This window comes from Nitrosophilus alvini (genome assembly GCF_015100395.1).
Taxonomy (GTDB): domain Bacteria; phylum Campylobacterota; class Campylobacteria; order Campylobacterales; family Nitratiruptoraceae; genus Nitrosophilus; species Nitrosophilus alvini.
Genome location: NZ_AP022847.1, coordinates 1,787,501 through 1,807,889 on the forward strand (window position 1 = coordinate 1,787,501; position 20,389 = coordinate 1,807,889).

The 20,389-nt window shown below is 37.5% G+C and carries 22 protein-coding genes, 2 tRNA genes and 2 rRNA genes (1 of these 26 only partly in view); 13 read left to right on the forward strand and 13 right to left on the reverse strand.

Going from position 1 to position 20,389, the window contains the following annotated elements:
- From EPR_RS09050 to EPR_RS09065, 4 genes are all read right to left on the reverse strand, one after another.
- Positions 1-633, reverse strand: a 23S ribosomal RNA gene (locus EPR_RS09050) (it extends 2,584 nt beyond the left edge of the window).
- A 255-nt stretch (positions 634-888) separates the two neighbouring features.
- Positions 889-964 (reverse strand) — tRNA-Ala (locus tag EPR_RS09055).
- A 59-nt stretch (positions 965-1,023) separates the two neighbouring features.
- Positions 1,024-1,100 (reverse strand) — tRNA-Ile (locus EPR_RS09060).
- A gap of 279 nt (positions 1,101-1,379) precedes the next feature.
- Positions 1,380-2,913, reverse strand: a 16S ribosomal RNA gene (locus EPR_RS09065).
- The 16S and 23S rRNA genes sit together here with 2 tRNA genes alongside, the layout of an rRNA operon.
- Before the next feature lie 406 nt (positions 2,914-3,319).
- Between EPR_RS09065 and EPR_RS09070 the strand changes: the two genes are divergently transcribed.
- Together EPR_RS09070 and EPR_RS09075 are read left to right on the forward strand one after the other, a co-directional pair.
- Positions 3,320-4,036, forward strand: a complete 717-nt coding sequence (locus tag EPR_RS09070; RefSeq protein ID WP_200762901.1) for a Bax inhibitor-1/YccA family protein — start codon at positions 3,320-3,322, stop codon at positions 4,034-4,036.
- Positions 4,037-4,043: 7 nt separating this feature from the next.
- Positions 4,044-4,448, forward strand: a complete 405-nt coding sequence (locus EPR_RS09075) for a thiamine-phosphate pyrophosphorylase (RefSeq protein ID WP_234697134.1) — start codon at positions 4,044-4,046, stop codon at positions 4,446-4,448.
- 28 nt (positions 4,449-4,476) lie between these two features.
- Here the strand turns inward: EPR_RS09075 and EPR_RS09080 are convergent, their stop codons facing one another.
- Both EPR_RS09080 and EPR_RS09085 read right to left on the reverse strand, forming a co-directional pair.
- Entirely contained in the window at positions 4,477-4,836 is a 360-nt protein-coding gene (locus tag EPR_RS09080) for a hypothetical protein (RefSeq protein WP_200762903.1), read from the reverse strand.
- Positions 4,824-5,534 (reverse strand): methyltransferase domain-containing protein, encoded by a 711-nt coding sequence (locus EPR_RS09085; protein ID WP_200762904.1) that lies wholly within the window; start codon positions 5,532-5,534, stop codon positions 4,824-4,826. The genes EPR_RS09080 and EPR_RS09085 overlap by 13 nt, the downstream gene beginning before the upstream one ends.
- Positions 5,535-5,585: 51 nt before the next feature.
- Here EPR_RS09085 and secG point away from each other — a divergent pair, with 51 nt between their 5' ends.
- The 6 genes from secG (at position 5,586) to EPR_RS09115 (ending at position 9,806) form a co-directional block, all read left to right on the forward strand.
- The gene (gene secG, locus EPR_RS09090) at positions 5,586-5,936 is read left to right on the forward strand and encodes a preprotein translocase subunit SecG (RefSeq protein WP_200762905.1); all 351 of its coding nucleotides are present in this window, start codon (positions 5,586-5,588) and stop codon (positions 5,934-5,936) included.
- 1 nt (position 5,937) lies between these two features.
- Positions 5,938-6,924, forward strand: coding sequence for a polysaccharide deacetylase family protein (locus tag EPR_RS09095; RefSeq protein WP_200762906.1), 987 nt, complete (start codon positions 5,938-5,940; stop codon positions 6,922-6,924).
- A gap of 31 nt (positions 6,925-6,955) precedes the next feature.
- A complete protein-coding gene (gene frr, locus EPR_RS09100; protein ID WP_200762907.1) occupies positions 6,956-7,516 on the forward strand; it encodes a ribosome recycling factor in 561 nt (186 codons plus the stop codon).
- Between the two features lie 67 nt (positions 7,517-7,583).
- Positions 7,584-8,192 (forward strand): orotate phosphoribosyltransferase, encoded by a 609-nt coding sequence (gene pyrE, locus EPR_RS09105; RefSeq protein ID WP_200762908.1) that lies wholly within the window; start codon positions 7,584-7,586, stop codon positions 8,190-8,192.
- On the forward strand, positions 8,192-8,677 hold the full coding sequence (locus tag EPR_RS09110) for an RDD family protein (protein ID WP_200762909.1): 486 nt from the start codon (positions 8,192-8,194) through the stop codon (positions 8,675-8,677). The genes pyrE and EPR_RS09110 overlap by 1 nt, the downstream gene beginning before the upstream one ends.
- Positions 8,667-9,806 (forward strand): MFS transporter, encoded by a 1,140-nt coding sequence (locus EPR_RS09115; protein WP_200762910.1) that lies wholly within the window; start codon positions 8,667-8,669, stop codon positions 9,804-9,806. The genes EPR_RS09110 and EPR_RS09115 overlap by 11 nt, the downstream gene beginning before the upstream one ends.
- Here the strand turns inward: EPR_RS09115 and EPR_RS09120 are convergent.
- Positions 9,794-9,970: a winged helix-turn-helix transcriptional regulator gene (locus EPR_RS09120; protein WP_200762911.1), complete on the reverse strand. Its 177-nt coding sequence runs from the start codon at positions 9,968-9,970 to the stop codon at positions 9,794-9,796. The genes EPR_RS09115 and EPR_RS09120 overlap by 13 nt on opposite strands.
- 207 nt (positions 9,971-10,177) lie before the next feature.
- On the opposite strand from EPR_RS09120, the gene EPR_RS09125 reads away from it, so the two are divergent.
- Genes EPR_RS09125 through EPR_RS09135 form a run of 3 tightly spaced genes read left to right on the forward strand, consistent with a single transcriptional unit; the run spans position 10,178 to position 13,065 of the window.
- Positions 10,178-10,759, forward strand: a complete 582-nt coding sequence (locus tag EPR_RS09125) for a cupredoxin domain-containing protein (protein ID WP_200762912.1) — start codon at positions 10,178-10,180, stop codon at positions 10,757-10,759.
- An 8-nt stretch (positions 10,760-10,767) separates the two neighbouring features.
- A complete protein-coding gene (locus EPR_RS09130) occupies positions 10,768-12,429 on the forward strand; it encodes a cbb3-type cytochrome c oxidase subunit I (protein WP_200762913.1) in 1,662 nt (553 codons plus the stop codon).
- 42 nt (positions 12,430-12,471) lie between these two features.
- Positions 12,472-13,065: a hypothetical protein gene (locus EPR_RS09135; protein ID WP_200762914.1), complete on the forward strand. Its 594-nt coding sequence runs from the start codon at positions 12,472-12,474 to the stop codon at positions 13,063-13,065.
- Positions 13,066-13,100: 35 nt separating this feature from the next.
- On the opposite strand, the gene EPR_RS09140 is transcribed toward EPR_RS09135, so the two are convergent.
- The 4 genes from EPR_RS09140 to typA all read right to left on the reverse strand — a co-directional run bounded on the left by EPR_RS09140 (position 13,101) and on the right by typA (position 17,264).
- Positions 13,101-13,724, reverse strand: coding sequence for an NAD(P)H-dependent oxidoreductase (locus EPR_RS09140; protein ID WP_200762915.1), 624 nt, complete (start codon positions 13,722-13,724; stop codon positions 13,101-13,103).
- 13 nt (positions 13,725-13,737) lie between these two features.
- On the reverse strand, positions 13,738-14,715 hold the full coding sequence (locus EPR_RS09145) for a DUF3137 domain-containing protein (RefSeq protein ID WP_200762916.1): 978 nt from the start codon (positions 14,713-14,715) through the stop codon (positions 13,738-13,740).
- Entirely contained in the window at positions 14,712-15,272 is a 561-nt protein-coding gene (locus EPR_RS09150; protein WP_200762917.1) for a LemA family protein, read from the reverse strand. The genes EPR_RS09145 and EPR_RS09150 overlap by 4 nt, the downstream gene beginning before the upstream one ends.
- 183 nt (positions 15,273-15,455) lie before the next feature.
- Positions 15,456-17,264 (reverse strand): translational GTPase TypA, encoded by a 1,809-nt coding sequence (gene typA, locus EPR_RS09155; protein WP_267905524.1) that lies wholly within the window; start codon positions 17,262-17,264, stop codon positions 15,456-15,458.
- Between the two features lie 80 nt (positions 17,265-17,344).
- Between typA and EPR_RS09160 the strand changes: the two genes are divergently transcribed.
- Entirely contained in the window at positions 17,345-17,971 is a 627-nt protein-coding gene (locus EPR_RS09160; RefSeq protein ID WP_200762918.1) for an HAD family hydrolase, read from the forward strand.
- Here EPR_RS09160 and EPR_RS09165 read toward each other — a convergent pair.
- Positions 17,966-19,066 (reverse strand): deoxyguanosinetriphosphate triphosphohydrolase, encoded by a 1,101-nt coding sequence (locus tag EPR_RS09165; RefSeq protein WP_200762919.1) that lies wholly within the window; start codon positions 19,064-19,066, stop codon positions 17,966-17,968. The two genes, EPR_RS09160 and EPR_RS09165, sit on opposite strands and share 6 nt — an antisense overlap.
- 50 nt (positions 19,067-19,116) lie before the next feature.
- On the opposite strand from EPR_RS09165, the gene thyX reads away from it, so the two are divergent.
- Positions 19,117-19,737 (forward strand): FAD-dependent thymidylate synthase, encoded by a 621-nt coding sequence (gene thyX, locus EPR_RS09170; protein ID WP_200762920.1) that lies wholly within the window; start codon positions 19,117-19,119, stop codon positions 19,735-19,737.
- Between the two features lie 12 nt (positions 19,738-19,749).
- Here thyX and ruvC read toward each other — a convergent pair whose 3' ends face one another.
- Complete coding sequence (gene ruvC, locus EPR_RS09175; protein WP_200762921.1) at positions 19,750-20,226, reverse strand: crossover junction endodeoxyribonuclease RuvC; 477 nt, start codon at positions 20,224-20,226, stop codon at positions 19,750-19,752.
- Positions 20,227-20,389 lie beyond the last annotated feature (163 nt).

A 20,389-nucleotide genomic window follows, 5' to 3' on the forward strand; every position in this document is an offset into this window, starting at 1 on the left:
ATCACCCTCTCTGGTGTGCCTTTCCAGACACTTCTGCTAGTCTTTGTGGTACCCTTATGGGAGTCCTACAACCCCGGATGCAAGCATCCGGTTTGCCCTCTTCCCATTTCGCTCGCCGCTACTTTGGGAATCTCTCTTGATTTCTTCTCCTCCGGGTACTGAGATGTTTCACTTCCCCGGGTTCGCCCCTGCCCACACTTATTCGAATCTGATCCCCAGTCGATTGTACAAAGCCCTTTTTGAACCTCTGTTTCGTTTCAACTGTTTCTCTCTTCTTCGTGCCTCTTCTAGAGTCTCATATGCCTCATAGTATTTCACCTTCCATCGATGACCTTTAGTCGTCTGACAACCTATCCCTTCGTTATGCTCTCTCAAACGTCTTTTCAGGTCATCTGTCGAACCAAGGTAATACTCATTGGCATCTACTCTTTGAAGCAGGTAAAGATAGTACATATCTTCTCCATTCGAATAAGTGTGGGCAGGTGACCGGCATCTCTACCGGCCGGGTTGCCCCATTCGGAAATCTCCGGATCAAAGCTCTTTGGCAGCTCCCCGAAGCTTATCGCAGCCTGACACGTCCTTCATCGCCTCCGTCAGCCAAGGCATCCGCCGTCTGCCCTTTGTAGCTTACATATTCTACTCTAGGCGCTGCCGCCTTACTCAGTCACTTTTTCAACCAAGTATTGCAGCAACTTATGAAATTGCATTTACCTCTTTACTTTAGACTGTTAACAATGAGTTTTCAAATATCATCTTAGACTCTGAAGTCTAAAATAAACTCTCCTCATAGAAAGCTTATTTTAAACCTCTCTCGCTCCGTGATTCGTGATGATTGGTGTTTGGCATCCACTCACACTCACACCAACACCCACACTTACACTCACCAACTGGTGGAGAATAGCGGGATCGAACCGCTGACCTCCTGCGTGCAAAGCAGGCGCTCTCCCAGCTGAGCTAATTCCCCGTCTTTAATGATGAATGTTGAATTGTGAATTCATCATTATTCATTATTCATTTCCCAAATGGTGGGCCTGAGAGGACTTGAACCTCTGACCTCACCCTTATCAGGGGTGCGCTCTAACCACCTGAGCTACAGGCCCTTATTTCAAGTTGAAGTGTTGAAGGTTGAAGGTTGAAGTAGATTAATCTTCCTCTTCTCTTTTCCTTCACCCTTCAGCCTTCCGCCTTCTACCTCTTTCAAACCCACCCCTGACAAGGGTTTATGAAAATCAGCTCACGCTACTCTCTTTAATATGTTAAAGAACTCCCAATCTCTCAAAACTAAACAAACCGACCTTCACCTTTGAGCTTCCGGCCTCTGTCGTGAAACAGAGACCCCTCTCTATCCAAACAATTTAATGTTCGGATCATCACTCTAGAAAGGAGGTGATCCAACCGCAGGTTCTCCTACGGTTACCTTGTTACGACTTCACCCCAGTCGCTGAGCCCACCGTGGACGGTAGCCCCCTAAATTAGGTTGGCTTCCCGGCTTCGGGTGAGCTCAACTCCCATGGTGTGACGGGCGGTGAGTACAAGACCCGGGAACGTATTCACCGCGGCATGGCTGATCCGCGATTACTAGCGATTCCAGCTTCATGTAGTCGAGTTGCAGACTACAATCCGAACTGAGAGCAGGTTTAGAGATTTGCTCCACGTCGCCGTATTGCCTCTCTCTGTCCTGCCCATTGTAGCACGTGTGTCGCCCTGGACATAAGGGCCATGATGACTTGACGTCATCCTCACCTTCCTCCCGGTTGCCCGGGCAGTCCCCCTAGAGTGCTCAGCCTAACTGTTAGCAACTAAGGGCGAGGGTTGCGCTCGTTGCGGGACTTAACCCAACATCTCACGACACGAGCTGACGACAGCCGTGCAGCACCTGTCACCCAGTTCCTACAAAAGTAGGCACCCCCGTATCTCTACAGGGTTCTGGGGATGTCAAGCCCAGGTAAGGTTCTTCGCGTATCTTCGAATTAAACCACATGCTCCACCGCTTGTGCGGGTCCCCGTCTATTCCTTTGAGTTTTAGCCTTGCGGCCGTACTCCCCAGGCGGGATGCTTAATGCGTTAGCTGCATCACTGAAGTGACTGGCACTCCAACGACTAGCATCCATCGTTTAGGGCGTGGACTACCAGGGTATCTAATCCTGTTTGCTCCCCACGCTTTCGCGCCTCAGCGTCAGTATCGTCCCAGCAGGTCGCCTTCGCAATGGGTATTCCTGGTGATCTCTACGGATTTTACCCCTACACCACCAATTCCACCTGCCTCTTCCGAACTCTAGTCTGGCAGTTTCGGATGCAGTTCCACGGTTGAGCCGTGGGCTTTCACACCCGACTTACCAAACCGCCTACGCGCCCTTTACGCCCAGTGATTCCGAGTAACGCTTGCACCCTCCGTATTACCGCGGCTGCTGGCACGGAGTTAGCCGGTGCTTATTCCTGAGGTACCGTCATTATCTTCCCTCAGAAAAGGAGTTTACAACCCGAAGGCCTTCTTCCTCCACGCGGCGTTGCTGCGTCAGGGTTGCCCCCATTGCGCAATATTCCCCACTGCTGCCTCCCGTAGGAGTCTGGACCGTGTCTCAGTTCCAGTGTGGCTGATCATCCTCTCAGACCAGCTACCCGTCATAGCCTTGGTAGGCCGTTACCCCACCAACAAGCTGATAGGCCACAGCCCCATCCTATAGCGCTACATATCGCTTTCCCAACTCTACTTGTGTAGAGAAGGAGTATAGGGTATTAGCAGCCGTTTCCAGCTGTTATCCCCCGCTATAGGGCAGGTTAGCTATGTATTACTCACCCGTGCGCCACTTAGCTGACACTCTTTCCCGAAGGAAAAAGCCGTTCTCGTTCGACTTGCATGTGTTAAGCACGCCGCCAGCGTTCACTCTGAGCCAGGATCAAACTCTCCATAAAATATTTATGAATCAGTTAATCCATTTACTTTAAACTTCTCGCTCAAAGGTTTTAGTCGGTTTGTTTAGTTTTCAAAGATCGTTTTTCCCATTCTATAATCGGAAAAGAACTCTCAAACTCATTAAACTCTAATGAGTCAGTCAAACCCTCTTCCCTTCTTTTTAAAGGGGTGAAATTATACCTAATCTTTCCATCTATGTCAAGAGCCTATCCACAACCACGGCCCCGCCGTACTCGCTCTTGTCTCGCTCCCCTCTTAAGCAGGCGGAATTATATTACTTTTCGCATCATTTGTCAAGAAAAATCATCAAAAATACTGCATATTTTTAAAAATTCTTGCAAAAGATATTCTCTTAATGTATAATTTTCTTGTACTAATCTTAAACTTAATCCAAAAGGGAGGGTTATGGCACTTTATAATAGAGATTATGTAAAATCTCATCAACAAGAAGAGAGGTATGTACGCAGTGAAGAGACTGCACATTCATATGAATTAGACAGAGCAACATTTATCAAAAAGACCTATCAGCTATTTGCTGCTAGCCTTATGGCAGCAACCACAGGGGCATATATCGGTATGGGTATCGCCCCCGCAATAGCTTCCTGGTATTGGGGGCTGGTGATTCTTGAATTTGCCATGCTTTTCGGTGTATATCTTACAAAAAGCAAACCCGGTATAAATCTTGCCATGCTTTTTGGCTTTACTTTTTTGACAGGTCTTACACTTACTCCACTGCTGAGTGCAGTTTTAGGTATGCCTGGAGGCGCCTCCATAGTTACAAACGCACTTCTGCTTACAGGCGTGGCATTCGGGGGAATCAGTCTTTTTGCCATTAACACAACAAGAGATTTCTCTTTTATGGGTAAATTCCTATTTATCGCACTTATTATAATAATAGTTGCGTCTTTGATAAATATATTCCTGGGCAGTCCGTTGATGCAGATGGTCATTGCATCGGCCGGAGCTTTGCTTTTCAGTGCTTTTATACTATTTGATACGCAAAATATTATAAAAGGTGCATTTAACACTCCGGTTGAAGCAGCAATTGCTCTTTATCTGGATGTTCTAAATCTTTTTATCTCTCTTCTGCAAATACTTGGAATTTTCGGTAATGAGGAATAAAAAAGTTTTGGCTCATTTTGAGCCAAAACTCTCAAGGCTTATCGATGCAAACCTCAATAGACTAAAAGAAGGCATCAGAGTCATCGAAGATATATACAGATACATATATGATGACAAAAGTATATCATCCAAACTTAAATATCTGAGACATCTCTGCAATCTTCCATTTTATGAAAAACTTATAGAACAAAGAGATATAAAAGAAGACGTGCTTAAACAGACCATAAAAAGCGAAGAGAAAAGAGAGGATATTAAAGCTTTGATAATAGCAAATTTTAAAAGAGCACAGGAGTCTTCCCGGGTTTTGGAGGAGTCTTTGAAACTTATCGATACAGAATCTGCAGAAAAATTTAAAAAAATACGATATGATCTATATGATATAGAAAAAGAGGCTCTTTCAAAGATAAAATAGATTATATGAACATCTGTTAATATAGATTTTACTCTTCAAAAAACTCTTCATTTTGTGAATCTATAACAAAGGTAGCGGTTGCACTCTTGTTTGTATCGGTCTGAATAACTTCTACTTTCCATTCACCTTTCTCTCTGCCCGGCAGATACCGATAGTCATAAACAGAGCCATAATATGGCGGAACTTCCAATACTCTCTCTCTGTCATCATTTCCCGATGGAGAGTACCAATGGAAAATGACGGTTTTTCCACTCTCATTATCAGAACGATCTATAAAATATGTGCAGTAGATTCTTTCATGCTCTATTTTGCATTTCAGTTCATTTGAAACGAGAGGAAGTACAAGAAAAATGGCGGCAAAAAATACTATTTTAACTATTCGGTCCATATAAACAATACCTCAAATTCAAGATATTTCAGAGGATATTCTCTGAAAAGTCTTTTGGTCTCTTTAAAAGAGAGCCTCCTTTCTCCGGCACTAACTCCGCTTCTTTTAATATAACTGAACATTGAGCGGCTATCTTTGAAAAAGAGCCTATAGCTCTTAAACCTATAGTTTATCATAAAAAACTTTTTTGCTGAATTTAATATCTCTTCACCTGAAAATATAGGGGATTTTATACCGGCTGTTTTATGAAGAGTTTCAAAAGTCTTGTCCGTAAATATAGCAAAAGCAATCTTTTTTGACAAAAATGAGATATTTTCAAAAATATTATCCAGATTTTCAGCCCACTGCAAAGATGAAGATGAAAAAATAAAATCTATTTTTCTGTTTTTCAGATTTTTATAACATTCATAATTGTTAAAATCACACAATAACTTTTGGGTTTTGAAATCCGGATGGAGATTTAACATCTTTTCAGATTTATCAAGAGCATAAAATCTGTCAAACTCCCAGTCTATATTTTTATAGATTTCGCCGCTACCGGCCCCTATATCTAAAATATTTTTAGGTTTTGAATCTATAAGGGCAACCAGTTCTTTTGCCACTCTTGACTGTATAATTTTATATGATTGGTAATCTTCGGCAAATCTTGAAAACTCTTTGACCGGATTCATTTTATAGCGTGCCTTTAACTTTTTCATAATTTTTTTTAGGTATAATTGGCGCAATTATATCAAAGAAAAAGGTCTTTTATGCTTCAGGTTTTGTTTATCCTTCAAATAATTTTGGCTATTGTACTTACAATCATCGTACTTTTACAAAAAAGTTCCTCAATAGGTCTTGGCGCTTACAGCGGTAGCAACGAATCACTTTTCGGTGCAAAAGGTCCTGCAGGATTCCTGGCAAAACTGACTTTTACGGTAGGTGCGCTTTTTATAATAAATACCATTACGCTTGGCTATATGTACAATAAAGAGTATAACAAGTCAATAGTAGACAATATTAAAACAGAAACTATTCCTGCACCTGCAGCAGTTCCTGCTCCTCCTGCGGAATCAAAAAGTGAAGCACCTGCAGCGCCACAGGCACCTCAGACAAAGTAAAATGTCCTGGAGCAAAGAGAAGGTATTTAAAAATCTTTTCTCTTTGCTTTTTTTATTCTTTCTATTTATAAATTTTTCCCTTCCGCTTTTTGCCGATGCACATATTTTTGTATATCACAGATTCGGCGATGACAGATATCCATCAACAAACACTTCCATAGAGCAGTTGAGAAAAGATTTCGAATATCTCAAAACAAACGGATATGAAGTTATACCTCTATCCCGTCTTACAGATGCGGTAAAAAATTCGGAAAATATACCTGATAAATGGGTTGTTATTACAATTGACGACGGATATAAAAGTTTTTATCAAAACGCTCTTTATATTTTTAAAGAGTATGGATACCATTTTACTCTTTTTGCCGCAACGAAACCCTCGCTGAAAGGATACAAAGACTTTATGAGATGGGAAGAGCTGAAAGAGGCATCTAAATATGGCGATATCGGCCTGCATTCACATTCGCATCCCCATTTGACACATTTAAGCGATGAAGAGATAAAAAAAGATACAAAAACAGGAATAGATCTTTTTGAAAAATATCTGGGTTTCAGGCCAAATTTCTATGCATATCCGTACGGAGAATATGATGAGAGAGTAAAAAACATAATAAAATCTTTCGGTTTCAAAGCCATATGCAACCAAAATGCCGGCGCTATAAACAAAACAAGCGATATTTATGACCTTGATAGAATCGCTCTTGTCGGTAAAAGCGATATCTCCTCAAAACTGAAACTCAGATATCTCAACGCCTTATGGATTGAACCGAGAAACTATCCTGCAAACGGAATTTTAGAAAAAGTCAAAGTCAAGATATTTGATAACGCTGAAACCGCAGAGATTTATGTCACCGGATACGGATGGAAAAGAGTCAAGGTAAAAAACGGTCTAATTGATGAGGAGATGAACCTTCATTTGAAAAAAAAGAGAACGAGAGTGATAATAAAGGTTAAAAATAGTAAAATATCCACCAGGATTTTAGTAAAATGAGCCGAAAGAACAAAGCAACAAAGGAGATGAAATGGAGCTGAGCGAAATATACGATTATGCCAAAGACCATATGCAAAAAAGTGTGGAGGTACTTAAAAAAGATTTCAACACACTAAGAACAGGAAGAGTAACCACATCAGTGGTAGAAAATATAAAAGTTGACTATTATGGATCGCCAACACCTATAAATCAAGCGGCTTCCGTTGTTGCTGCTGATGCTACAACCATAGTGATATCACCCTGGGATAAATCTCTCTTGGGTGCCATAGAAAAAGCGATACAGGAAGCAAATATAGGCGTAAATCCAAATAATGACGGCGAACAGATAAAACTCTTTTTTCCTCCTATGACAATAGAACAAAGAGAACAGGAAGCAAAAAAAGCAAAACAGTTTGGTGAAAAAGCAAAGATAGCGATAAGAAACGTAAGACGTGACGCAAACGATAAAGTCAAAAAGCTTTTCAAAGAAAAAGTTATAACCGAAGATGAAGAAAAAAGAGCTCTTGAAGAGGTACAGAAAATTACAGATGAGTTTATAAAAAAAGTTGACGAGCTTGTAAAACAGAAAGAGCAGGAGATTTTGAAAGTTTAATATTTAAGTGTTAGTGTTGGCAACATCCTAACCTATACTAATACTAATACAACACTTAAGGGAAAGAATGGATATAGAAAAAATCTATAAAGATTCAGGAGCACTTTTAGAAGGACATTTTATTTTAAGCAGCGGAAAACACAGCACAAATTATCTGCAAAGTGCAAAAGTTCTTGAAGACCCGAAAAGAGCCGAGATTTTGGCAAAAGAACTGAGCCGTCAGATAAAGAAAGCCGACTTGAAAATCGATACGGTATGTTCTCCGGCTATAGGCGGACTTTTAGCCGGATACGAACTTGCCAGAGCTCTTGGAGTCAGATTTATTTTCACCGAAAGAAAAGATGGAGAAATGACTTTAAGGCGTGGATTTGAAGTAAAACCAGATGAACGTGTGTTAATCTGCGAGGATATCATAACCACAGGCGGTTCTGCAATGGAAGCTGCCAGAGAAATAGAAAAAAGAGGCGGAAAGGTTGTAGCTTTTGCCGCTCTTGCAAACAGAGGTGTATGTAAAAGAGAGGGCGGAACAGGCAATAGAAAAGATGGGTGCATGCTCCCGGAAAACAAGCCGTTTTTCGCGCTGGCCGATTTTGATTTTCCAATTTATGAACCGGATGAGTGTCCTATGTGCAAAGAGGGAAGCGAAGCAGTAAAACCAGGGAGCAGAGGAAACTAGTGGCAAGGTGGAGAGATATAAAACAAGGCAAGATAGAAAAGCCTGCCGAGAAAAAACCGAATATAAAAGATAATTTAAAATATGCAACCATTCCTGTAAGATTGAAGGCTTTTTTGACAGATACATTTATGATAACAATGCCGATAATATATATAGTCATATATCTTATAATGGGCAGCAGAGAAAATTTCAGAGAACATCTTGCAGCAGGATGGCTTTATATTGTAATTCCACATTTTTTTATTATTGTTATCTTATGGTATAAATTTGGTCAGACACCCGGAATGAAAGCATACTCTATAAAACTTATAGACAACGCTACAAAAAAGAAGCCCTCTTTTTTTGTCTCAATATTCAGATATTTTACTATGATACTATCGATTTTTTCTATTTTTGGTATACTCATTCCCTTTTTCAGAAAAGACTCAAAAGCACTTCATGATCTATTAAGCAACACTTCACTTGTTTTTACAAATGAGAAGTAGTCTAAATTCAGCCGATTTTAGAAATATATTTTTCTATATTTCAACATTCTACTTCTCATTCTTTTCCATTATCGGCGTATATATCATATATATGCCGAAAGTTTTGGAAAATATCGGATACAGTTCCGAAGAGATAGGTATAATATTTGCAATGTCTCCTATGGTAAGATTTCTGCTACCTTTCTTTTTTCTAAAACATCTGCGTCTTACAAAAAATATCTATATTTCTGCTTTGGGGCTTGCTCTATTTGCAGCTGTTCTGTTTTATTTTACTATTCACAATTTCTATCTGTTTTTACTTTCAAATATTATTCTGGGTATCTCTTTTGCATTAATTCTGCCCTATGCCGAAACTTTTGCTCTTGAACATCTGGGTAAAGAGAAATACGGAAAATCAAGATTATTCGGATCAGTCGGTTTTATAATAGTAGCACTTCTTTTAGCAAAATTTATGAATGAAAGCATCAATGCACTGCATTTTCTTTTTGTTACTATTCTTTTTACCGTAATTTTTGGATATAAGCTCAGTTTTTACGAAAAAGAAAACACTGCTGATAGAAATAACAATAAAAACTCTTTTTCTCTTTTAAAACATTGGAGACTTTGGATAAATATTTTTCTTATGCAGGTAAGCTTCGGAGCTTTTTATAACTTTTTTACCATATATGAAACTGCACATGGTGTAGATATAGAGACAGTTAGCTACCTTTGGACATTCGGTGTCGTATGCGAAATAGTAATGCTTTATTATCAAGGACCGTTACTAAAGAAAAATCTATACAATATCATCAAATGGAGCACTTTTACCGCAATTTTCAGATGGCTTTTGCTCTACTTTTTCCCTGACTCCGTATTGATAGCATATATATCCCAGTCTCTGCATGCAATAACTTTTGCTCTATATTACTCAGCTGCAATTGCATATCTTTTTCAAATATATGAAAACAAAAAGCTGGCTCAGCAGTTTTTCGGCGGTATCTCTTTTGGTCTCGGCGGTTTTGCAGGAAGTATTCTGGCAGGAATCTTTTATGGAGAGTATCTCTTTTTATATGCTGCAGGGGTTGCATTCATAGCCTGGTTGATATTGATACCGATCACCCCCGCAACCAGTAAAGATCATTTGGCTTGATAATAGCATCTTTTGGGAGATTCTACTTTCCCTTCTTCTTTAAGTTTTTTCACGATTTTTGAAACCTCCTTTGCATCCAAACCGGCAAGCTCGGCAATTTCTGCATTTTTAAGAGGCTTTCCCGCTTTTTTCATAACTTCCAACACTTTTTCATTCGCACTCATATAGACTCCTTTGTTTTTTCTATTATAAAAAATAAAACTTATATTTCTTCTTAACAGATACTATTTTTTAATCAATTCTTCAAAATTTTTGTTCATTTTTTAATCATAAATAAAATTAACTATTATCATATTTTTGACTTATATCAAAAATTTCCTCAATATTTACATATATAATTTAAGCAAAATTTAATAATAAAGGAGTGACCTATGACAGATTCTATTGATGTATTAAATACATTAAAATTGGTATATACCTTATATGCTTTGTTAATAATTTCGCTTATATGGTGGTTTGGTTACAATGTTACCAAAAAAGGTAATGGAAAAAGTATCATTACACCTAAAATTTTTTATATATATCTTGCATCTCTTGCAATAGTTGGTGTCGGTATTCATATATTGACATATAATAAAATTCCATGGGTAGCTTGGGATCTTAAAAGACATATGATAGAACCGGACAAATTGATTGAAATTAAAGTAAAAAAACATAAGTTCATACTACCGGAAGATAAAATTGTTATTAATTGCGGTGAAAAAGTAAAATTCAATTTAACTTCTGATGATCTCACTTACGGGTTTGGACTTTTTAGAAAAAACAACTCTATGGTTTTTCAGATGCAAGTTGTACCTGGACACAACAATGATATTTTATGGGAATTTCACAAAAACGGGATATATACCATACGTTCTACAGAATATTCCGGACCAAAAGGTGCATATATGGTTATTCCCGATGCCGTTGAAGTTGTAGGCTGCAAAGAAAACGACAAATACGCAATGAAATAGGAGGTATTATGAGTCTGATAAAAGCGATAATTAACGGCAACGAAGGAGGTCTAAAATATGACGGTTTGACCCCTCTTCAAAAAGTAACTCTCAGAACAGTAATCGTAGGACTTCTTTTTTATGGTCTTGCAACAATAGAAGGAATGATGATGAGAGCACAGCAGATTAAGCCTCTGCCAATGATTGACGACAGCCATTTCTTTTCAATAATGACCGTTCATCCTATAATAGGAATATTCGGTTCCACTTATCTAATAGTTTTTGGTGCTTTTATTTTTCTGGTTCCCTATCTTATGAAAAAACCGCTTTTCAGTATTAAACTTGCAAACTGGACTTGGATAAGCATAGCGGTAGGTGCCATTCTTTCATGGCTTGCGGGTTTTGTTTACCATTATGCGCCACTTTATACAATATATTGGCCTCTTCCGGTTGATTTCTCTCAATTTAGACCTATTGGCGGATTTATGTTTATTATGGGTATCGCACTTATTATGATAGGTACATTGATGTTTATATTTAATGTATATGCAACTGTTTTTCATACTCCTAAAGGACAAAAAAAACAGCCTATTAAACCTCTTCTTATGTCCGCATTTGGTATAGACGGTTTTTTAAATCTTGTAAATAAAATCAGAGGAAAAGAGCCATATGCCAAAGAACCGCCTTTGTCACTTCCTATTGTTGCAATATTCAGAGGAACTGTAGATACTTTTCTGGATGCTCTTGTAATTCTTTCTGCCGGAATATTAATTCTGGTTTTCATTGCAGGAGAAGCTTTCGGATGGAATCTTGATTATACTAGCATAGATTCTCTTCTTTATAAAAACTGGTTTTGGTGGGGGCTTGACCTTATTGCAGATGGTCTTGTTCTTATCTACATTGCAGGTACTTGGTATCTTCTTGCGATGCTTATTAGTGGAAGAAATCTTTTTATGCAAAATATAGCCAGAGCGGCCCTTTTGCTTGAACTTGTTGTTTCATGGGCTGTCTGGTCTCACCATCTGCTTTCTGATCAACCGCAGCCTGAAATTATGAAACTTGCTTCAGGCGAAATGATAACGGCATTTGAACTTATCACTCAAGGTCTTGCTATATTTATAACCCTTGTAACTCTTTGGAAAGCAAGACCCCTTAAAATGACAAATGAGCTTAAGTTTTTGCTCGGCGGACTGCTCGGTTTTGCACTTGCAGTACCTGCAGGTATTATTCAAGCGGATATGGGAATAAACCGACTTTTGCACAATACTCAGTGGATAGCAGGACCACACTTTCACGTAGCAATCTTGGTAGGTCTTACTATGACTCTTTATAGCGCTATTTATGTTCTCTTTCCTATTTTAACAAATAGTAGCGTGAAACTTTATAGTCAAAAACTTGCAAACTGGCATTTCTGGCTCCATATTATAGGCGGTATAGGAATGGGTGCATTTATGGGAATGGCCGGTATGGAGGGAATGCTCAGACGTGCAATTTATACAAATGGTGAATACAGCACATATATGATACTTGCAGGAATATGCGGTATGATGCTGCTAATAGCATACATCTTGTTTATGGTAAATATTATTGCAACAGTCGGTATCAAAGGACTTTTAGGAATATTCAAACCTTCAAAACTAGACGAAACAGAGATTGTTCCGGAGCCTAAGCCTGTTCCTGTTGCAAAATAATTCGAATTGCGGGATAATTCCCGCAATTGAAAGGAGAAAAAATTGATAAATTTTAATAAAGCTGCAACTTTGGTCAAAAGTGACGGACTTTTCACATTTATTTACAACGAACTAAAAGAGATTGCAAAAAAAGAGGAATTATGCGAAAATGAAATTATTAAGCTTTTGAAAAAACATCCCGAGCTTCTTGATGAGTACAAATCTCTTAATACCCAAAGTGAAATTACCAATATCCAGTTAAAAGAGCATAAAATTACGGAAAAAGAGTGCGAAGAATGTAAAAAAATAAAATTGAAAATAAATAAAAACATACCAAAACTCAGAGCACTTGAAACTTTCGAAAAACCGGCAGACAATATGATATACGCTATATGGATAGGTTCACTGACAGCATTTATGATATTCGTTGTTCATAATATTATAGTTTTATATACATTCTGGTATGAAAATCACCCCAATGCTGTATTTGGTATGCACGCTTCTTTAATTATAGGAGGCTTTTTCCTATATAAAAATATGTTGAAAAAACATGAAAAAAAACATAATAGATTTATAAAACTCTATAATGAGACAAAAGAACTTATAAATATCGGTTTATCCAAAAAATATTTTACAGAAGATGAGATATATGAGTGATATATTACAGTAATAGTATATCACTCACCATTAATTTATAAATACTCCACAATTTCACTTAGAGACAATCTAACTTTCTTTGGCTGAGGTTGTACTCTATATCCAAATGCAGATAAAACTGCAACTTCTTCTTTTTTGGTATCGATATTCAAAATATTTTCAACTTTCTCTTTTTCAAATCCCTCTATAGGACAACTGTCAATACCTATAAAAGCTGCTCCTGTCATCATATTTGCCAAGGCGATATAACACTGTTTCGCACTCCAGCAGAAAAGTTTCTCTTCATCTTTCTTTTCTTGCATAAACTCTGTGTATTTTTGTATATACGCCTTTGTCATATCTTCAGGAAGCCCGCGTCTTTCAAACATTTTTCTAACATAATCACTATCGGGTTTCAATATCTCTTTCTGGGCTTTTATCACCACAAGATGACTGCAAGTGGTTATCTGTGCCTGATTCCAGCAGACCGGTTTCAATCTTTTCTTAAGATTTTCATCTGTAATAACCAAAAACCTCCAGTGTTCCATCCCAAAACTGCTGGGACTCAGCCTTCCGCATTCAAGTATATATTCAAAATCATCTTTGGGAATTTTTTTTGTCTCATCAAAAACTTTACAGGCATGTCTGAAATACATTGCTTTTAAAAACTGCTCTTTCATTTTTACTCCTTTTTCATTTTTTTGACCATATTCTTCTGTTTAGATTCAGATCTTCCACAACCGAAACAGCAAGCTGAAGATTTTCCACATACTCTTTTGCCGTTTCAAAATCAAGAAGCGATGAAAAAACAGCCGGTTCAAAAAGATCCTTTCTATAGTCTATCGCAATAAAGATTTTATTGCCAACAAAAGAGAGATAAAGTGGCGCTTTTCTTTTTCTTTTAAAATCAAGAACTCTTTTCATTAGAGAATGAGTGAGAATATATCTAGCTTCTATCTGATCTGAACTGTAAACTACAAACTCTTTTTCGAATGCCGGATCATCGAGCTTAACAAGCTCTCCTTTGGATCTGTTAATGGATTGTAAAAAAGTTCCGGCAAATCCAAACAGTTTTTGTGCAGTATCCGGTAAAACAACAGTTTTCCCCATGAGTTTTTTGTTAAAGTCTGCAACGAAAAAGAGCCCCTGAAATATTGTGTGATAATGTGTTCTGCCTTTGGAATCAGTAGTTTTGTACTCGGCATGCAAATCGGAAAACATAATTTCCGTTTTTCCTATTTTTCCATTTACAAAATCGTTTCCTCCGTATCTGTCCGGAGTTTGGCGGAAAAGAGCACTCGTAAGAAAATAGTTTTTGGGAACATATGCCCTCTTTTCATATCTTAAAGAGGGATCTATAAAATGTATAAGCTTTTTTATAATTTTTTCTTTGAAATTTTCGTTATAGTTTTTCGTGTATCTTTTGTAAAAATATGCATATATCCCGGCTGCTACTGCTATAAGAGATATAGAAATGTTTATCAGTCTATCATCTATTCTGTTTTCATTAAGTATATATATAGAAAATATAATAACAACGCTAACTGCTATGATAATATAGATGACTCTTTTGAGCTTACCGGCTATTTTTTCTCTTCTTTTTTCAAGTTCTTTCAGATCATGAAGTAAAACATTGTAGTAAAAATCGATAAGTTCCGAGATAGTCTTCATTGTCTATCAAAAAGCTCTTTTACATCTACATTTTTACGGCTTCTGTTATCCGCTTCAAAAATCTTTTTGGGTCTGTAACCCAAAAATCCTGCAATTATGTTCGTAGGAAACATCTCAATGGCATTGTTATAGTCGGTCACCGCCTGGTTATATGCTCTTCTTGCTGCCGATATCTGCTCTTCTATCTCGTTCAAAGCCGCCTGCAGATGCAAAACATTCTCATTTGCTTTGAGTTCGGGATAGTTTTCCACAGAGACTAAAACAGCGTGAAGCATATCTGTAATTTCTTTGTCGATCTCCAGTTTTTCATCCTCCAAAAGATCGGATTTTATTGCCCTGCTCCTTAATTGTGTAATTTTTTCCAAAATCTCTTTTTCATGTTTCATATACTCTTTTACGGAAGCTACCAGATTTGGTATAAGATCGTATCTCTTTTTAAGAAGAGCATCAATACTTCCAAAAATGTTTGCAACCTGATTTTTTCGTGCTATCAAAAAGTTATACATTAAAATTCCGGCAAAAACCGTAATCAAAATTAAAATCCATAAAATATTCATTCTTTATCTCCTTTTATAATTTATGCGCATATATATTAATTGTATTGTAGAGTAATTGACATAAAACTAAATCGAGTGAATGATTAGAAAGAATAATCAAAAATAGAGAATTTCAAAAGGATTTATATAACTTTGTCAATTTGGAAGATAATTTGTAAAATAGAAGTAAGAATGATCTTACTTCTATTTTTTCTGTTTTGCCATTCTTTTTCTTACATGCGGATCAAGATATCTTTTTCTCAGTCTTATGGATTTTGGAGTAACTTCTACAAGTTCATCCTCTTCTATCCACTCAAGCGCCCGCTCAAGTGTCATCTTTCTCGGAGGAACGAGTTTTATAGCCTCATCACTTCCGCTGGCTCTTACGTTTGTAAGGTTTTTGCCTTTTATAGGATTTACTTCCAGGTCGTTGGGTCTGCTGTGTTCGCCTATAATCATCCCCACATACACTTCTGTTCCGGGTTCAATAAACAAAATTCCTCTTTCTTGCAGATTGAAAAGAGAGTATGCAAGTGCTTTTCCACTCTCCATAGAGATAAGGGCACCATTTTTTCTATGTTCAACTTCCCCAACGAAAGGTCTGAAATCCAAAAAAGAGTGGTTCATAACGCCCTCTCCTTTTGTATCTGTCAAAAATTCGCTTCTAAATCCTATAAGGCCCCGTGCCGGTATCTCGAACTCTATTCTTACATAACCTTCGTCCATAGGAGTCATAGAACTCATAACGGCTTTTCTGCGCCCAAGCTTTTCGATAACCGTACCGCTGAAATCTTCCGGAACATCGATAACCAAAAGCTCAAAAGGCTCAAGTTTTACGCCGTTTTCCACTTTTATAATAACTTCGGGTCTTGAAATACTGAATTCATACCCTTCTCTTCTCATATTTTCGGCAAGTATGGTTATCTGAAGTTCCCCTCTGCCTGAGACTTTGAATTTTCCTTCCCCCTCTTCTTCCAATCTCATAGCAATGTTTGTCTGCATCTCTTTCTGGAGTCGCTCTTTAAGTTTGTTGGCAGTTACATACTTTCCTTCAAGTCCGGCAAGAGGAGAATCGTTGACACTGAAATATACTGAGAGCGTAGGCTCTTCTATACGAAGAGGATCGAGAGGCTGAGGATTGTCAGGATCTACAAGACTGTCTCCAACGTCTATCGCTTCAAAACCGGCAATTGCCACAATATCACCAGCTTCAGCTTCATCTATATCCATCCTGTTCAGACCCAAAAATCCTATAAGTTTACTTACTTTACCTCTCTCCTGCTCGCCGTCGGCCTTTACAAGCAAAAGATTGTCACCTCTTTTTATTTTTCCATTAAAAACTCTGGCAATTCCTATACGTCCCACATAGTTGTCATAATCAAGAGTAAATACCTGAAGCTGAGTAGGATTGTCAACACTACCCTCAGGTTTGGGAACATGTTTTATAATAGCTTCAAAAAGCGGAGTTAAATCCCTGTTTTCATCATTGAGACTCCATTTTGCGTACCCTTCTCTTGCAGCTGCGTATAGTACCGGAAAATCAAGCTGATCTTCATCTGCTTCCATAGCGACAAATAGGTCAAATACTTCATCAACCACCCTCTCCGGATCAGCTGCCGGTTTATCTATCTTGTTAACGACAAGTATCGGTTTAAGACCAAGACTTATCGCTTTTTTAACAACAAATTTTGTCTGCGGCATAACCCCTTCCTGCGCATCCACAAGAAGCAAAACACCGTCAACCATTTTTAAAACTCTCTCCACTTCTCCGCCAAAATCGGCGTGTCCCGGGGTATCTATAATATTGATTTTATAATCTTTGTATCTTATAGCCGTATTTTTTGAAAGTATCGTTATGCCACGTTCTCGTTCCAATTCATTGCTGTCCATAGCACGTTCTGCCAGCTCTTTGTGAGCTTCTATTGTCCCGGACTGTTTCAAAAGCTCGTCAACAAGAGTTGTTTTACCGTGGTCTACGTGTGCTATTACCGCAATATTCCTGATATTTTGCAAAATTTTCTCCTAACTTCTCGATAATTTTTTGAAATTGTACTATCTTTTGGTATATTTTACAAAAAAGAAAAAGAGAGAGGATGATAAACTACATCATATTTGATATGGACGGAACTTTGGTAGACAGTTCGGAAGTAATTGCAAACTCTATTAATTACGTAAGAAAAAAACTGGGTCTTGAGCCTATGCCAAAAAGAGAGATAATAGAAGCCGTAAACGATCCCGCTCTTCATGCACCGAAATTTTTCTACAATAAAGAATCTTTTGAAAAAAAACATATAGAGTGGTTTCAGGAATATTACACAAAAAACCACCACAAAGAGGTAAGACTATATACCGGTATCAAAGAATTTTTGAATAGGATAAAACCCTGTTTTGGTCTCTCTCTTGCCACGAATGCATATAGAATATCAGCTATGCAGATACTTGAACATCTGCATATAAAAGAGTATTTTGAGATAATTGTCTGTGCCGATGATGTAGCTCATCCCAAACCGGCTCCCGATATGCTGTTAAAAATCATCGATTATTTCGGATGTAAAAAGGATGAAATTATTCTAATAGGTGATGGTCCTAAAGATAAAGAAGCGGCTAAAAACGCAGGTATAAGATATATGATGGTAAACTGGGGATTCAGTGATTATGAAGAGGCACTAAGAAGTGTGGACGAACTAACAAATAAACTTTTTAATGATAAAAATTTATAAACTTATACCGTATATTTCATGATAGAGCTTCATAGCATACCTGTCGCTCATTCCAGCGATAAAATCAGCCACCACTCTATGGATTTTTTCACTTTCACATCTGTCACGATAACTTCGAGGCATAAGTCTTGGCTCATCTATAAGGGCAGAAAAGAGTCTTCTTATACATATTTTTCCGGAATACATTTTTCTTAAAATCTTCTCATGTCTGTAAAGTTTTTGAAAAAGTATCTTTTTAAGCTCTTTTATTTTTCTCTCTGTCTCTTTTTCATATCTTATTGGAAGAGGCTCCGTTGCCGGAATAGTTTTGCATAAAATCTGGGAAGTTTTTGGAATATACTTTTTTGAACTCTCAATCAAAACAGTAACCAGTTTAGCAATAAGCAAAGAGGTAAATCTATATCTAAAAAGCTTTTCTTCAACTTTAAGTCCCTCTTTTTCCACTTCTTCCATTATCTCAGATACAAGCGAACTTTTATTTAATGTATCAAAATCTATAAGACCATATTTTATCCCATCATCAATATCGTGGCTTATATAAGCTATCTCGTCTGCTTTATCCACTACCATAGCTTCAAGACTCGGATGTCTGTCAAGTTCAAATACCTCATCAAACCAGTCGCTTAAAAATGGCTTTTTATAAGGATAAGAGTGTTTGAGTATCCCTTCAAGAGTTGCAAAAGTGAGATTGAGTCCGTCAAACTCTTTGTATCTTTTCTCCAACTTGGTTACGACTCTGAATGACTGATAGTTATGTTCAAAACCAAATTTTGTAAAATCCTTTTTCAGTACAGTATCCAGCTCATCTCCTCCCACATGTCCGAAAGGAGTGTGCCCCAGATCATGAGCCAGGGCTATCGATTCAGCCAATGCTTCATTGAGTCCAAGTTCCCTTGAAATCGTTCTTGCTATCTGACTTACTTCCAGAGAGTGTGTAAGTCTTGTTCTAAAATAATCCCCCTCATAATTTATAAATACCTGCGTTTTGTATTCGAGCCTTCTGAAAGAGGAAGAGTGAATAATTCTATCTCTGTCTCTGTAAAAAGAGTTTCTAAAATCACTGATTGCCGGATAAAATCTATCTGTACATTTCATAAAGAACGACCTTTTGGTATAATTTTCTAAAATTATATCAAAGGCAGACTATGAAAGTAACGCTTTTGCATTACACGCCTTTAGAGATCTGCGCCCATGCCATCAGAACATGTTGGCAAAGCTTCGACAAAAGCGATCACGGCGGTGAGAAAGACAAAGAACTCATAGACAGAGTAGGAAACAAGTTTAAACACTCTTCAACTCTTGAGCATCTGGTATATACTTTTTATATTCAGGGAATCTCGCGTGCCCTTCTTCAGGAACTGGCCCGTCATAGAATCGCATCTTTATCTGTAAAATCTACAAGATATACTTTAAAAGAGCTTAAAGCTGCAGAACCGTTTGATGAAAATGATTTTGAAGGAGCCAATAAGTATATTGTTCTGACCGGTGACGAAAGAGTAGACAGAGCAAGTATAAAAGCCCTAAATAATCTTCAAACTCTTTTAAAAGAGGGAATTTCAAACGATATAGCAAAATACGCACTTCCTGAGTGCTATAAAACAGAGCTTACATGGACTATTAACGCTCGTTCACTTCAAAATTTTCTCTCTCTTAGAAGCTCTAAAAGCGCTCTTTGGGAAATAAGAAACCTCTCATTTAAAATTTTTGAAACGCTCCCGGAGGATCATAAATATCTGTTTGAAGATTGTTTAAATGTTGAACACTAAAGATTTTTTTGTCTAAATTCCAAATTTGACTCTTTGGGCATGAGTAATGGCTACCGCCATTGCATCCGTAATGTCCAAAGGCTTTATCTCCTTTTTTATTCCCAAAATCTTTTTTACCATAAAAGCTACCTGAATTTTGTCGGCTTTCGCTTTGCCTGTAAGTGCTTTTTTTACCTGCAAAGGTGTATATTCATAAAAATTTCCAAACTCCTGAAGAATTTTCAGACTCAAAGCTCCTCTAAACTGTGCAAGTTTCAAAACGGTTTTTGGATTGTATGCATAAAATATATCTTCTATAGCAATTTCATCTATTGTGTTATTTTTAATCACAATATCAAGACCTTCAACAAGCTGCACTATCTGATGCTGCAGACAATCTGGCTTTATCTTTATAAGTCCGGCCTCTACGAGCTTTAAAGAGTTTTTTTTATACTCTATTATCGCATATCCCAGATTTTTACTTCCGGGATCAATTCCTAAAATATTCAATCACTCTCCTATTAATTTAATATTAATTTTCACATACTATTCACATTGTGATTTTTTCATTTTTTTTCTGATTTTAACTTATTATTGGAAATATTAAGATAAAATATTCACATAATTCACATGTTTTTCACACTGTGAAAAAATATTTTCACCAGGAGATTAC